The sequence below is a fragment of the Actinoallomurus acaciae genome (assembly GCF_042429965.1).
Classification (GTDB): domain Bacteria; phylum Actinomycetota; class Actinomycetes; order Streptosporangiales; family Streptosporangiaceae; genus Actinoallomurus; species Actinoallomurus acaciae.
In genome coordinates this window covers 1-13,668 of the sequence record NZ_JBHLZP010000203.1, presented here as the reverse complement: position 1 = coordinate 13,668, position 13,668 = coordinate 1, and the positions used below count along the sequence as shown (strand labels likewise).

The following is a 13,668-nucleotide window of genomic DNA, read 5'->3' as shown; positions in this document are numbered from 1 at the left end:
GGTGCTCGTCGCGCACGGCGACGCGGGGCCGCTCCTGCCGCCGATCGGGGCGGCGCAGCGGGCGGCGCACCGGCTCGTGGGCGGCTACGTCTTCCTCGACGCCCGGCTGCCCGGCCCCGGGACGAGCCGTCCCTACGGGGAGGAGGAGGTGCCGGCCGGCGTCACGGTGCGTGAGCGTGGCGGCGACTTCCTCGCGGAGGAGCCGCCGATGGCCCAGGACTGGCCGGACGCGCCGTGCGGATACCTGGCCACCTCGGGGCGTTACCAAGATCAAGTGCGGCAGGCGCGGATGCGTGGCTGGGAGGTCCGCGAATGCCCGTTTTCGCACTTCTCGGCGGCGATCGACCCGGGGCGTACGGCGGAGGCTCTCGCCGCCCTCATCTCTGCTCTCTGAGATGTTCCGCCGCTTCAGAATCGGGTGATACCGTCGCCGAACGGACGTACTGACTATCGAGCTTCGGAAGTCACGCTGTGTTGTCAGACGACTCGTCCTACAGTGACGAGCGACCGAGTCAACGTGACACGCCGGGGTGGTCTTGCCAACCGAATGAAGTTAAGCCGCATTCGCCCCATAGTCCTCAGGAGACTCCAATTACTGGATCGCCATACGGCAGCGGCGGACTTCACTACGCTTTGGTTGCCCAAGGTCGCTCGCCGGCTCGAAAGCTCACCCGTAAGCCATCGATATAGGGTCTCGTGCCGAGGAAGGGGCGGTGTCGCGTGGATCGCTGCGCGCTGTTCGTTGATGCCAGCTATCTCCTGGCGGACGGCGCGATGGCGGTGCACGGAACCCGCCGTCGCGAGTCCGTCTCGTGGGACTACGCCGGCCTCCTCCAGCTGCTCGGCAACCTGGCGCGCGAGCGGACCGGCCTGCCGCTGCTGCGCTGCTACTGGTACGAGGCGACCGTCGAGGGCCGCCGGTCGCCCGAGCACGACGCCCTCGCCGACCTGCCCGGCATCAAGCTCCGCCTCTCGCGCATCCGCCCCGGCCGCCGCGAGGGCGTCGACACCGAGATCCACCGCGACCTGATGACCCTCGCCCGCAACGGCGGGGTCGCCGACGCCGTCGTCGTCAGCGGCGACGAGGACATCGCCCAGGTCATCGCCGATGCCCAGGACCACGGCGTCCGCGTGAGCGTGCTGCACGTCGCGGTGGACGGCAACTGGACGATCTCCCGAGTGCTCCGCCACGAGTGCGACGACCTCATCGAGATCGGCTCCGGCCACCTGCGACCGTACGTCAACCTGCTGGCGGGCATGAACACCTCCTCGCCGCCGCTGTCCAACGGACACGGGACCAGCACCACCGGCGGCGCGCTGGCCCCGCTGCAGCCGTCGACGCACTCGAGCCCGCCGCCGAGCACGCCGCTCACCTCGCCGCCGCCGCAGCTCGGCGGGTCGTCCACGTCCCCCTCCGCATCGGGCCTGGGCCGGCCGCCGACCTCCGGCCCGGTGATCCCGGTGCCGCCCCTGCGCTCGACGCCCACGCACTCGGCGCCGACGCCGCCGATCATCCCGCCCAAGCCCTCGAGCTCCTCGCCGTCGTCGAGTCCGTCGTCGCCGGGGAGCTCGTCGAACGGCAACAACAGCGGCCCCCAGTACGTCCAGCAGCCCGTCGGTCCCTACACCGGCCCGCAGCAGATTCCGCCGCCGCAGCCGCAGCAGTCCACGCCGACGCTCTCCGACGCGGTCAAGGCCGCCCATCAGGAAGGTGAAGATTTCGGCGAGTCGGTCGCGCGCGACGCGCCGGCCCTGTGGCTCGAGGCCGTGCTCGCGCGCAAGCCGCGAATGCCGTCAGACCTTGAGGCGCGGCTGCTTCAGGGGTCCTCACTCCCGATCGACTTTCTGCTGCACGACGAGGTCCGACACGCCCTCCGCCGTGGGTTCTGGGATGCGCTCGAACGCTCACGCCGCGTATAGCCTTCTCGCGGCGGGGGCCGTCCCGTCCGGTGAACCCTTGTGACTGTCGCGAGGATGATGCGAAATGACCAGATTCGCAGGAGGTCCGCCGGGTAGCGTCTAGAAGGTGACGCATGTGACCGAAGACGATCTCGATGACATGGAGTTCGACACGCTCCGCACGGGCGATCACGCGTCGGCGGCGAAGCGTTTCGTCGAGCTCGCCGAGACGGTCTCAGGCGGCGTGTCACGCGCCAGCCTGTTGCTGCGTGCGGGTGAGCAGTGGCAGCACGCGGGAGACCATGGCAAGGCGGCGGAGACCTATCGCAACGCGCTCGCCGACGGTGGCGACACCTACGGCGATCCGCGGATCTATCTCGCCGGCGCCCTGTTCGAGCTGGGTGAGCTGGACGAGGCGCGGGGGTTGATCGCGGAGGTCCGCGCCGATTCGCCGCAGGACCCGGAGGTCCATCGCGCGGTGGCCGAGCTGCTGTACGAGCAGGGCGAGCTGACCGCCGCGCACGACTGGGCCACCGAGGGCGCCGACCTGGCCCGGGCGGGCGACCAGGAGAGCCTGGAGGGCCTGCTGCGCATCCGCTACCGCTGCCGGCTCGACCTGCGCCGTCCGGAGGACCGCTACGACGCGCTGCTGGACGAGTTGCTCAAGAAGACCGACGACGCGCCGGGCCACCAGTTCCGCTGAGCGGGGCGCCGCCGCCGAGCCGCGTCAGGGGCGGCACGTCCCGACCGCGCTCGCCGGCCGGGAGACCCTCGGTCAGCCGCGCAGCGTCCGCAGCTGCCGCGCGGCGAGCGAGGCGGCCCGCTGGGTGCGGTTCCACGCCTCCGAGGTCTGGGCACCGGGGTGGTCGTCGAGCTCCACGGCGACCTCGACGACGAGGTTGCTGTCCCGGAACACGATCGAGTCGAACTCCCCGCCGAACGCCTTGGGCACGCGTGCGGCCTCGTCGCCGTAGCCGGACAGCGGCGTGCCCGCGGACCGTACGCCACTGCTGCCGTCCGTCTCGGCGACCAGTTCCTGATGCGCGCCGCTCTCCGCGGAGCTCAGCAGCCCGCGTCCCTGCCGCCGCGCGTGGACGGTCAGGTTGGCGGTCGTCTTCTCCAGCCCGGCGTTCACCGCGACCAGGTTGCTCCACGTGCAGGTGGACTCGTTGTTGGCGGGAGGGCTCCCCTTGGGCAGCCCGTGCGGCACGAGCGCCGCGCTGTCGGCGACGGGAATCAGCGCGCACGCCCAGATGGCCTTCGGATAGGCGCCGCTGGAGATCGTCGCCAGGTAGGCCGCGCCACCGCCGCCGACGACCACGACCAGTGCGGCGATGACGATCAGGGCGATCGGCGGTCTCCGGGCCGAAGGCGCGGGCGGAAACGGCCCTGGTGGCCCGCCGGGAGGCACCGGCGATGCTCCGTAGGGTCCCGGAGGTCCGCCGGGAGGGAACGGAGGTCCGCCCGGCAGGCCCGGAGGACCGAAGCCGGGACCGTTTCCGGGGGACCAACCTGGCGGAGGGCCGGGGATCGACATCGAGACCAAACCTTCCGGCGACAGAGACCTTCCGAAAGGTATACCGGCCGAGCCGTCGGCGGAGAAGCGCTTCGCCGAGACGCGGCAGCGCGGTACTCCCGCCGCCGAAGGAGGCCAACGCGCGCTTGGCCCGCTGAGCAGCGGAGTCGCCCTCAGAGGACCTTGGACAGGGACGCGTGGTCGAGTTCGCGCAGGGCCCTGCCGGGGTCGACGGCCTCCCAGCGCACGGACGCGGTGGCCCCGTGCACGACGAGCGTCGCGACGGCGTTGTCGAACCACGGGCCGTGGCTCAGTCGCCACGTCATCGGCGCCCTGGGCACCCGGGCGAGCCGGGCGAGGGCGCGGGCGGGCCCGTCGGTGAGCCGCCCGTACGCCGCGCGCTGGAGCAGCCGGTACTTCAGCGGCAGGTGGTTGCGCATCGGTGAGCAGACCACCTGGGAGATCGGCGTGGTGGTGCCCGCGACCCGCGCGAGGTAGGAGTAGTGGACGTCCCCGGAGAGCAGCGTGATGCTGCGCGGGCCGTCCTCCCGCCGCGCGACCTCCAGCAGCGTGTCGGCGAGCGCGCGGAACGACGCCTCGAACGCGGCCCAGTGCTCCAGGTCGGCGCCCTGACGGATCTTCTCGCCGAGCCGGGCGAGGCGCTGTCCCCACGCGCCGCCCGCGATCGCCTCGTCGAAGGACTCCAGGTGGTGGATGGCGGCCGGCAGCAGGAACGGCAGCGAGGTGGCGACGATGAGGTGATCGACGTCGCCGCGGCACTGTTCCTGCACCCACGCCAGTTCGGCGTCGTCCAGCATCGACCGCCGGCCGTCGCGGAGCACCCGCCCGCAGCGGCTGTCCACCACGACGAGCCGCGTACGCCCGTAGTCGTGGGCATAGCTCCACCGGGTGCCGTCCGCCTGCTCGTCGGCGCGCTCGGCGAACTCGTCGACCACTCGCCCGGCGTCGCCGTCCGTCTCCAGCACCCTGCGGTAGACCGGGTCTCCGGCCCGCTCGGCCGCCGACATGTTGCCCAGATGCTGGTAGATCCAGTACGCCCCGAGCCCGCCGGTGATCCGGTCGTGCCACCAGGGCCGGGCGCGGATGTCGCGCAACCAGGTCTCGGAGGTGTTCCAGTCGTCCCGGATGTCGTGGTCGTCGAAGATCATCAGGCAGGGCACGGTGGACAGCAGCCACCGCACCATCGCGTCGTCGCTCCAGGCGAGCCGGTACAGCCTGGTGTACTCCTCGTAGTCGGCGATCTCCATGCCCGGCGCCTCGCCGGTGTCGCGGCGGGCCTCGATGAACTCCCGCATCTCCGGTCCGGTCTCGTCGGCGTAGACCTGGTCGCCGACCATCAGCAGCAGGTCGGGCCACTCGTGCCCGTCCGCGAGCCGCCGCGCGAACGCGCCGAGCACGTCCGGCCCGTGGACCTTCTCCACGCCGGGGGCGACGCGGCACGACCCGAAGGCGATCCGCCGCTCGTCGCCGGGCGCGGGGATCCGGATCCGGCTGGGCGGCGAGCCGGGCTCGGGCCAGACGGTCTCGCCGTCGAGCGCGACCGTGTACTCGGTGTCCGAACCGGGGGCCAGCCCCTCGATCTGGACGAGCGCGTAGTGGTGCCCGTGGACGGTGAACGTCGAGGCGGTCGCGTCCAGAATGCGCACGTCACACGGTTGGTCGGTCTCGAGCCAGATCGCGGCCGTATCCGGTCCGACGTGGCGGAGCAGGGGGCCGACGACGAGTTGGGTCATGGACGTATGGCTTACGCCACAACCGCCTTGGTCGTCCACTTCGGGGTGGTTCAGGCGGCGGTGACCTTCCACCAGACCAGTGCGTCCGCGGCGACCAGGCCCGATATCACCGGGACGCTGTAGAGCAGCGTCGCCGGTGTCGCGGCGGGGTCGCCGAGAAATATCGTGCACGATTCGAGGGCGGCGCCGACCGGCCAGTTCGCCGTGGACTTCGTCGTCTTGCAGGGAAGCCGTCCGCCCCCGAACAGGTCGAACAACATCAGCGAGTGCAACGGCCGGCCGGCCGTGTCCTGGAGCGCCACGTGGAGGCTGCCGTCGAGTTCGGTGGACTCCAGCGGAGCCCGGCCGGCGTTGCGGAACCGGATGCGCACGTAGTACGGCGTCATCTTCTTGTCCGCCGCCTTGAGGTCGTAGTCGGCGAGGTCGCCGATGCGGCCGCGCTCGACCTTCAGCGGCGACACCTCGATCTTTCGGCCGCCGCTGCCCCAGTCGACGACGTGCGCCTGCCCGAGGGCGAGGGGATGGGCCGAGGTGCCGGGTGTCGGCTTGGCCTTGACCAGGTGCTTCGCCCCGTCGCATCCGGTGACCGGGACCATGACCGCCACGGCCGCGACGGCGACCGGGAAAAGACTCCGGCGTGAAATCGGACCGGGCATCGCCCAAAGATAGCCGGATGGGCAGTCGGCCGGGAAAAGGTTCGGGGCGATACCCCTGTCGAAAGAAAGAGATATCGCCCCGAGTCGAGCTGATCAGGCGGCCGGTACCGCGGGTTTGACGGTCAGCCGGTCGGCGGCCGAGTCCGCGTCCACGACGACCTCGTCGCCGTCGCGGATCTCGCCCGACAGCAGCTCGCGGGCGAGCTGGTCGCCGATGGCGCTCTGCACGAGCCGGCGGAGCGGTCTCGCGCCGTACGCCGGGTCGTAGCCGGTCAGCGCCAGCCAGTCGCGGGCCGCGTCGGTCACCGTCAGCCTCAGCCGGCGGTCCGCCAGGCGCGCGGCGAGCCGGTCGACCTGGAGATCGACGATCTCCGTCAGCTCCTCGGTGGAGAGCGCGTCGAAGATGATCACATCGTCGAGGCGGTTGAGGAACTCCGGCTTGAAGTTCGCCCGTACCGCGCCCATCACGGCCTCGCGCCGAGCCTTGTCGTCGAGCGACTCCTCGACCAGGAACTGCGACCCGAGGTTCGACGTCATGATCAGGATCGTGTTGCGGAAGTCGACCGTACGGCCCTGGCCGTCGGTCAGCCGTCCGTCGTCCAGCACCTGCAGCAGCACGTCGAAGACCTCGGGATGGGCCTTCTCGACCTCATCCAGCAGCACGACGCAGTACGGCCGGCGGCGGACCGCCTCGGTGAGCTGGCCGCCCTCCTCGTACCCGACGTAGCCGGGAGGCGCGCCGACGAGCCGTGCGACGGAGTGCTTCTCGCCGTACTCGCTCATGTCGATGCGCACCATGGCCCGCTCGTCGTCGAACAGGAAGTCCGCCAGCGCCTTGGCCAGCTCGGTCTTGCCGACCCCGGTCGGGCCGAGGAACAGGAACGAGCCCGTGGGCCGGTCGGGGTCGGAGACACCCGCCCGCGCCCGGCGTACGGCGTCGGAGACGGCCCTGACGGCGCTCGACTGACCGATCAGGCGGCGGCCCAGCTCCTCCTCCATGCGCAGCAGCTTGGCCGTCTCACCTTCGAGGAGGCGTCCGGCCGGAATGCCGGTCCAGGCGGCGACCACCTCGGCCACGTCGTCGGCGGTGACCTCCCTCTTGACCATGGCGTTGGGGTTGTTGGCGGCCTCGGCCGCGGTCTCGAGCTCCTCCTGAAGCCGCTCGATCTCGACCGCGATGTCGCTCGGCGTCTTCCAGTCGCCGTCGAGCTGCGCCTGACGGAAGGCCTGCTCGCGCCGGCTCTCGGCCTCGTCGATGCGCTTCTTCAGCTCACCGACCTTGTTGAGCCCCTCCTTCTCCGCGTGCCAGCGGGCGTTCAGGTCGTTGAGCTGTTCTTTACGGTCGGCGAGCTCGGCCTTGATCCGTTCGAGCCGCAGCTGGGAGGGCTCGTCGGACTCCTTGCTGAGCTGGTGCTGCTCCATCTCCAGCCGGTCGACGACACGCTGGAGCTCGTCGACCTCGACCGGCCGCGAGTTGATCTCCATGCGCAGCCGGGACGCGGCCTCGTCGATCAGGTCGATCGCCTTGTCCGGCAGGAACCGGGCGGTGATGTACCGGTCGGAGAGCGCCGCGGCGGCGACGAGCGCCGCATCGGTGATCACCACCTCGTGGTGTGCCTCGTACCGGCCCTTGAGCCCGCGCAGGATCGCCACGGTGTCCGTGACCGTCGGCTCGCCGACGAAGATCTGCTGGAACCGGCGCTCCAGCGCCGGGTCCTTCTCGATCCGCTCGCGGTATTCGTCCAGCGTGGTCGCGCCGATCATGCGCAGCTCGCCGCGGGCCAGCATGGGCTTGAGCATGTTGCCCGCGTCCATCGAACCCTCGGCCGCGCCCGCGCCGACCACGGTGTGCAGCTCGTCGATGAAGGTGACGATCTGCCCGTCGCTCTGCTTGATCTCGTTCAGGACCGCCTTGAGGCGCTCTTCGAACTCACCGCGGAACTTCGCACCCGCGACCATCGCGCCGAGGTCCAGCGCGACGAGCCGCTTGTTCTTCAGCGTGTCCGGCACGTCGCCGTCGACGATGCGCTGGGCGAGGCCCTCGACCACTGCGGTCTTGCCCACGCCCGGCTCGCCGATCAGCACCGGGTTGTTCTTCGTGCGCCGCGACAGCACCTGCACGACGCGGCGGATCTCGTTGTCACGGCCGATGACCGGGTCGAGCCGGCCCGCCTGGGCCTGCTCGGTCAGGTCGACGCCGTACTTTTCCAGCGCCTGGTAGGTGTCCTCGGGGTTCTCGTTCGTCACGCGGGCGTTTCCGCGGACCCTGGGGAACGCCTCCAGCAGGGCGTCGGGGGTCGCGCCGGCCGCACGCAGCAGCTTCGCGACCGGCCCGCCGTCGGCCGCCAGGGCCACGAGCAGGTGCTCGGTCGAGATGTAGTCGTCCTCGAGCTGCCTGGCGCGGTTGGCCGCGGTGTTCAGCACCACCAGCAGCGCCCGCGAGGTCTCCGGCGCGCCGACGGTGGCGCCCGCGGCCTTCGGCAGCGCGGCGATCTGCTCCTCGGCCTGGCGGCGCAGCGCCTGCGGATCGGCGCCGACCTCCTTGAGCAGCCGCTGCACGGTGCCCTCGCCCTGCGACAGCAGCGCGACGAGCAGATGAGCGGGATCGACGTGGGGGTGCCCCTCGGTCGCCGCCCGCCGCAGGGCGGCGGAGAGCGCTTCTTGACTTTTCTCGGTCCGTTTGTAGTCCACTTATTCCTCCCCGCGTGAGCGCCACACGACCACACTCGTCTGACGGATCGGCACCAGCTCGGCGCCGGCCGTCGACTCGGGGGTGTTCTTCAGCCGGGCGAGCCGGGCGGCCACCGCTCGGGTGGACTCCAGCTCGTTGCCCAGCTCCTCGACCAGCCCCCTGAGCCGCGCGACCTCGGCCCGTAGGGCCTCGGACTCACGCTGCAGGTCGAGGATGTGCTTGATGCCGGCCAGATTGATGCCCTCGTCCTGGGACAGCCGCTGGATCTCTCGCAGCAACACGATGTCGCGCATGGAGTAGCGGCGGCCACGGCCGGAGGTGCGGCCCGGCGAGACCAGACCCATCCGGTCGTACGTACGGAGCGTCTGTGGGTGCATCCCGGACAGCTCCGCGGCAACGGAGATCACGTAGACCGGGCTGTCGTCGCCGAAAGGGTCCATGAGGTTCACTCCTCTCGCGCCATCCGGATCAAGTCGCTCCGTACGCCGTCACCACCGAGGCTGCCGGACATCTTCTCCAGCGCCTCGCGGGTGGTGTCATCGATCTCGCTGGGAACCTGCACGTCGACGGTGACGAGCAGGTCGCCCCGGCTTCCGTCGCGCCGTGGGGCGCCCTGGCCGCGGACCCGCAGCACCCGCCCGTTGGGCGTGCCCGCCGGGATCCGCACGGTCTTGGGCTGGCCGCGGTGGATCGGCACCTTGATCTCGGCGCCGAGCGCGGCCTCCGGGAAGGTGACCGGCACCTTCAGCGTGAGGTTGTCGCCCGTGCGGCCGAAGACCTTGTGCGGCTTGACGTGCACGACGACGTACAGGTCGCCGTTCGGTCCGCCGTTCTCTCCCGGCGCGCCCTTGCCCTTGATCCGGATGCGCTGCCCGTCGTGCACTCCCGCCGGGATGCGCGCCTGGATCGTGTGCGTGCTCTGCGCACGGCCGCTGCCGTAGCACGTGGTGCACGGGTCGTCGACGACCAGGCCACGGCCGTGGCACTCGCGGCAGGGCTCGGAGAAGGCGAATCCGCCGGCGTTGCGGCTCTCCTGTCCGGTGCCTTCGCAGCGGGGGCAGACCCGGGGGACCGTGCCGGCCTTGGCACCGGTCCCCCGGCAGGTCGGGCAGGCCGCCTCGCTGGTCAGCCGGAGCGGGACCGTACGGCCGTCGAGCGCCTCACCGAACGTCATCGTGATCTCCGACTCGACGTCGGAGCCACGGCGCGGCCGCTGGGTCGTCTGGCGGCGGCCGAACAGCCCGCCGAACAGGTCGCCGATGCGTTCGCCCGTGCCACCCGTGGGGGTGCCCGTGCCCGTGTTCCCGAACAGGTCGCCCAGGTCGAAGCCGAACCCGCCCTGGGCGCCTCCACGGGGACGCGCCCCGCCGAACAGGCTGCGAGCCTCGTCGTACTCCTTGCGCCGTTTCTCGTCCGACAGCACGTCGTACGCCTCGGAGATGTCCTTGAACTTCTCCTCGGACTCCGAGTCGCCCTTGTTGGCGTCCGGGTGGTACTGGCGAGCGAGCTTGCGGTATGACTTCTTGATCTCGTCCTGGGTGGCGGTCTTCGTAACACCGAGGACCTTGTAGTAGTCCTTCTCCAAATAGTCCTTGGTGCTCACCGGCGCCCCTTACCTCGTTTCTTGTCGCTCGTTCGTCAGTCCTCGTCGGCCGTGTCGGCCTTGGGCGGTGTCTCGGCCTCGGCGCCCTCGGCCTCGGCCGTCTCCGGTGGCTCCGGCTCCTCCTGCTCGGCCGGCCCTGCCTGCTCGGCCGGCTCGGCGTCACCGCCCGGCTCGGCCACGGCGACGCGGGCCGGCCGGAGGATCCGCTCGCCGATGCCGTAGCCGGGCTGCAGGATCTGCACGGCCGTCGGCTCGGTGACGTCGGCGGAGTAGGAGTGCATGAGCGCTTCGTGGATGTTCGGGTCGAATGGTTCGCCCGGAGCGCCGAACGCCTGCAGTCCCAGCTTGCCGACAATGCCCTCGAGCCCCTCGGCGACCTGCTTGAACCCGCCGTTCAGCTCGTCGTGTTCACGGGCCCGCCCGATGTCGTCGAGCACCGGCAGCAGCTCGGTCAGGACGTTCGCCAGCGCCTGTTCGCGCACCGTCACCCGGTCGCGCTCGACCCGCTTGCGGTAGTTGGAGTACTCCGCCTGAAGCCGTTGCAGGTCAAGCGTGCGCTCGGCCAGTTGCTTCTTGATGTCCGCGATCTCCTCGCTCTCCGCGGCCGGCGGAGCGCTCGGGGCGGCCTCGGGAGCCGGCTCCGCCGGCTCCCGGACCTTGCCCGTCTGAGGATCGATGCGCCGCTTGTCGCGGATCACCGGGCCCTCGCGCTCCTCGGCGTCGTCACGACGCTCCGTCACGCTTCCTCCTTGCCTAGCGGCTCATCGGGCAGCGAAAGGAGGCTGCGACTCACGCCGCGCCGCCTTCGCGCTTGTCCTTGTCGTCGTCCACGATCTCGGCGTCGACGACCTCGTCCTCCTGGGCCGCACCGCCCTGGTCGGCGGTGGCACCCTCCGGGGCACCCTCGCCGGGCTGGTTCTGGGCGTACATCGCGGCGCCCATCTTCTGGCTGACCTGGGCGAGCTTCTCCGACGCCGAGCGGATCGCGTCGATGTCGGTGCCCTCGAGGGTCTTCTTGACCTCGTCCAGCGCCGTCTGCACCTCGGTCTTGACCTCGGCCGGGATCTTCTCGTCGTTCTCACCGAGGAACTTCTCGGTGGAGTAGGCGAGCGTGTCGGCGTTGTTGCGGGTCTCGGTCTCCTCGCGGCGCTTGCGGTCCTCCTCGGCGTACTGCTCCGCCTCGCGCATCATCTTGTCGATGTCGTCCTTGGGCAGCGCCGAGCCGCCCGTGATGACCATCGACTGCTCCTTGCCGGTGCCGAGGTCCTTCGCGCCGACGTTCACGATGCCGTTGGCGTCGATGTCGAAGGTGACCTCGATCTGCGGCACGCCGCGGGGCGCCGGGGGCAGGCCCGTCAGCTGGAAGGTGCCGAGCTTCTTGTTGTACGCCGCGATCTCGCGCTCGCCCTGGTAGACCTGGATCTCCACGGACGGCTGGTTGTCATCGGCGGTGGTGAAGACCTCCGACCGCTTGGTCGGGATCGTGGTGTTCCGCTCGATGATCTTGGTGAAGATGCCGCCCTTGGTCTCGATGCCCAGGCTCAGCGGGGTCACGTCGAGCAGCAGGACGTCCTTGACCTCGCCCTTGAGCACGCCGGCCTGCAGGGACGCGCCGACCGCGACGACCTCGTCGGGGTTGACGCCCTTGTTGGCCTCCTTGCCGCCGGTCAGCTCCTTGACCAGGTCGGCCACGGCGGGCATACGGGTCGAGCCGCCGACGAGCACGACGTGGTTGATGTCGCTGACGTTGATGCCGGCGTCCTTGACCACCTGCTGGAACGGCGTCTTGCACCGGTCGAGCAGGTCGGAGGTCATCTTCTGGAACTCCGCCCGGGTGAGCTTCTCGTCCAGGTGGAGCGGGCCCTCGGAGGACGCCGTGATGTACGGCAGGTTGATGCTCGTCTCCGAAGAGCTGGACAGCTCGATCTTGGCCTTCTCCGCGGCCTCACGGAGCCGCTGCAGCGCCATCTTGTCCTTGGACAGGTCGACGCCGTGAGCGTTCTTGAACTTGGTGACCAGCCAGTCGACGACCTTCTGGTCCCAGTCGTCACCGCCGAGGTGGTTGTCGCCGTTGGTCGCCTTCACCTCGACGACGCCGTCGCCGACCTCGAGGAGGGAGACGTCGAAGGTGCCACCACCGAGGTCGAAGACGAGGATCGTGGCCTCGCCCTCCTTCTCCAGGTGGTAGGCCAGCGCCGCGGCGGTCGGCTCGTTGATGATGCGCAGGACGTTGAGGCCCGCGATCTGGCCGGCCTCCTTGGTGGCCTGCCGCTGGTGGTCCGAGAAGTACGCCGGGACGGTGATCACCGCGTCGGTGATCTTCTCGCCCAGGTAGGCCTCAGCGTCGCGCTTGAGCTTCTGCAGCACGAAGGCGCTGATCTGCTGAGGAGTGAAGTCCTTGTCGTCGATCTTCTGCTTCCAGTCGGTGCCCATTTCGCGCTTGACCGACCGGATGGTGCGGTCGACGTTGGTCACCGCCTGGCGCTTGGCGACCTCGCCGACGAGAACCTCACCGTTCTTGGCGAAGGCGACGACGGACGGCGTGGTCCTCGACCCCTCCGCGTTGGCGATGACGGTGGGCTCGCCACCCTCCAGGATCGCGACGACCGAGTTGGTCGTCCCAAGGTCGATACCGACCGCTCGTGCCATGAGTTGGTTCCTCCGACTGTGCTCTCTTGTCCATGAAGCTGAGTCCAGCAGACGCAAGGGTGCCCGAGCCGCAGCGGCTTGTCAAATGACTTGAGTCTGTCTCACTCAACTTTGCTGACTGGTTCAACGAGGGGACGCGCCGCGATGTTCCCGTGTAACGACAGAGAATTTCCGACCACTTCGTGATGGATTGTTCGTCGAACCGGGAGAGCGAGTGGATGACGACGATGTGGACGAGGACAAGGAGCGGTTCGCGGCCATGTACGACGCCTGCCGCATGCGCGTGTGGGCGTACGCCGTGAGCCGCGTCGGAGCTCAGGCCGCCGACGAGGTGGTGAGCGAGACCTTCATGGTGGCCTGGAGGCGCTTCGCCGAGATGCCGGCGGCGTCACTGCCGTGGCTGCTCGGGGTCGCGCGGAACGTGATCCGCGACTCCGCGCGCGCCCAGGTACGCCGTGACTCTCTCGCGGCCGAGCTGCGCCGGTGGACCGAGGAGGCCACCGCGGACGTCGCCGATGGCGTCGTCGACCGGCTGACGTTGCTGCGGGCGCTGACGGAGCTGTCGGACGCCGACCGTGAGGTGCTCACACTCATCGCCTGGCAGGGCCTCGCGCCCCGCGAGGCCGCGCGCGTCCTCGGGTGCACCACGCCCGCCCTGCGCGTACGGCTGCACCGGGCGCGTAAACGGCTGGCCGAGGCCGCGCAGACCTCTTCGGGGCGTGGCCGCCGCGCCGTGGACTCGATCGAGATGGGGTTGTCGTGATGGACGACATCATGAAGGACCTGGCCGCGAGCCGTCCCGCCCACCTCGGCGGGGACGGCGCGGTGGACGAGGAGACCCGCCGCCACGAGCTCGCCAGGGCATGGTCGCAGCCTCGCGCGGCCGCGCGGCGACGGCG

At 70.3% G+C, this 13,668-nt stretch carries 11 protein-coding genes and 1 pseudogene; 4 read left to right on the top strand and 8 right to left on the bottom strand.

Annotation, left to right across the window (positions count from 1 at the left end; translation table 11 throughout):
- From ACFFNX_RS25150 to ACFFNX_RS25140, 3 genes and pseudogenes are all read left to right on the top strand, one after another.
- Positions 1 to 394 (top strand): annotated as a pseudogene (locus ACFFNX_RS25150) (hypothetical protein); the annotation flags it as partial.
- A gap of 326 nt (positions 395 to 720) precedes the next feature.
- Positions 721 to 1,920, top strand: coding sequence for an NYN domain-containing protein (locus ACFFNX_RS25145; RefSeq protein WP_378207033.1), 1,200 nt, complete (start codon positions 721 to 723; stop codon positions 1,918 to 1,920).
- Between the two features lie 115 nt (positions 1,921 to 2,035).
- Positions 2,036 to 2,602 carry a tetratricopeptide repeat protein gene (locus ACFFNX_RS25140; RefSeq protein ID WP_378207030.1) on the top strand — a complete coding sequence of 189 codons (567 nt, stop codon included), beginning with the start codon at positions 2,036 to 2,038 and terminating at the stop codon, positions 2,600 to 2,602.
- Positions 2,603 to 2,674: 72 nt separating this feature from the next.
- On the opposite strand, the gene ACFFNX_RS25135 is transcribed toward ACFFNX_RS25140, so the two are convergent.
- The 8 genes from ACFFNX_RS25135 to dnaK all read right to left on the bottom strand — a co-directional run bounded on the left by ACFFNX_RS25135 (position 2,675) and on the right by dnaK (position 12,769).
- Positions 2,675 to 3,310, bottom strand: coding sequence for a hypothetical protein (locus ACFFNX_RS25135; RefSeq protein ID WP_378207027.1), 636 nt, complete (start codon positions 3,308 to 3,310; stop codon positions 2,675 to 2,677).
- Positions 3,311 to 3,588: 278 nt separating this feature from the next.
- Positions 3,589 to 5,169 carry an alkaline phosphatase D family protein gene (locus ACFFNX_RS25130; RefSeq protein WP_378207024.1) on the bottom strand — a complete coding sequence of 527 codons (1,581 nt, stop codon included), beginning with the start codon at positions 5,167 to 5,169 and terminating at the stop codon, positions 3,589 to 3,591.
- A gap of 50 nt (positions 5,170 to 5,219) precedes the next feature.
- Positions 5,220 to 5,825 carry a hypothetical protein gene (locus ACFFNX_RS25125; protein WP_378207022.1) on the bottom strand — a complete coding sequence of 202 codons (606 nt, stop codon included), beginning with the start codon at positions 5,823 to 5,825 and terminating at the stop codon, positions 5,220 to 5,222.
- 93 nt (positions 5,826 to 5,918) lie between these two features.
- Entirely contained in the window at positions 5,919 to 8,516 is a 2,598-nt protein-coding gene (gene clpB, locus ACFFNX_RS25120) for an ATP-dependent chaperone ClpB (protein WP_378207020.1), read from the bottom strand.
- Positions 8,517 to 8,957, bottom strand: a complete 441-nt coding sequence (locus ACFFNX_RS25115) for a heat shock protein transcriptional repressor HspR (RefSeq protein ID WP_329249764.1) — start codon at positions 8,955 to 8,957, stop codon at positions 8,517 to 8,519.
- Positions 8,958 to 8,962: 5 nt separating this feature from the next.
- Positions 8,963 to 10,120 carry a molecular chaperone DnaJ gene (gene dnaJ, locus ACFFNX_RS25110; RefSeq protein ID WP_378207015.1) on the bottom strand — a complete coding sequence of 386 codons (1,158 nt, stop codon included), beginning with the start codon at positions 10,118 to 10,120 and terminating at the stop codon, positions 8,963 to 8,965.
- A gap of 35 nt (positions 10,121 to 10,155) precedes the next feature.
- Positions 10,156 to 10,860 carry a nucleotide exchange factor GrpE gene (grpE, locus tag ACFFNX_RS25105; protein ID WP_378207012.1) on the bottom strand — a complete coding sequence of 235 codons (705 nt, stop codon included), beginning with the start codon at positions 10,858 to 10,860 and terminating at the stop codon, positions 10,156 to 10,158.
- A 49-nt stretch (positions 10,861 to 10,909) separates the two neighbouring features.
- A complete protein-coding gene (gene dnaK, locus ACFFNX_RS25100) occupies positions 10,910 to 12,769 on the bottom strand; it encodes a molecular chaperone DnaK (RefSeq protein WP_378207009.1) in 1,860 nt (619 codons plus the stop codon).
- A 214-nt stretch (positions 12,770 to 12,983) separates the two neighbouring features.
- Here dnaK and ACFFNX_RS25095 point away from each other — a divergent pair, with 214 nt between their 5' ends.
- The gene (locus tag ACFFNX_RS25095; RefSeq protein WP_378207006.1) at positions 12,984 to 13,532 is read left to right on the top strand and encodes an RNA polymerase sigma factor; all 549 of its coding nucleotides are present in this window, start codon (positions 12,984 to 12,986) and stop codon (positions 13,530 to 13,532) included.
- Positions 13,533 to 13,668 lie beyond the last annotated feature (136 nt).

Bases quoted from the DNA above. Each gene is read 5' to 3' on its own strand.
- ACFFNX_RS25115 (WP_329249764.1), bottom strand. From the start codon at position 8,957: ATGGACCCTTTCGGCGACGACAGCCCGGTCTACGTGATCTCCGTTGCC.
- ACFFNX_RS25130 (WP_378207024.1), bottom strand. From the start codon at position 5,169: ATGACCCAACTCGTCGTCGGCCCCCTGCTCCGCCACGTCGGACCGGAT.
- dnaK (WP_378207009.1), bottom strand. From the start codon at position 12,769: ATGGCACGAGCGGTCGGTATCGACCTTGGGACGACCAACTCGGTCGTC.
- ACFFNX_RS25125 (WP_378207022.1), bottom strand. From the start codon at position 5,825: ATGCCCGGTCCGATTTCACGCCGGAGTCTTTTCCCGGTCGCCGTCGCG.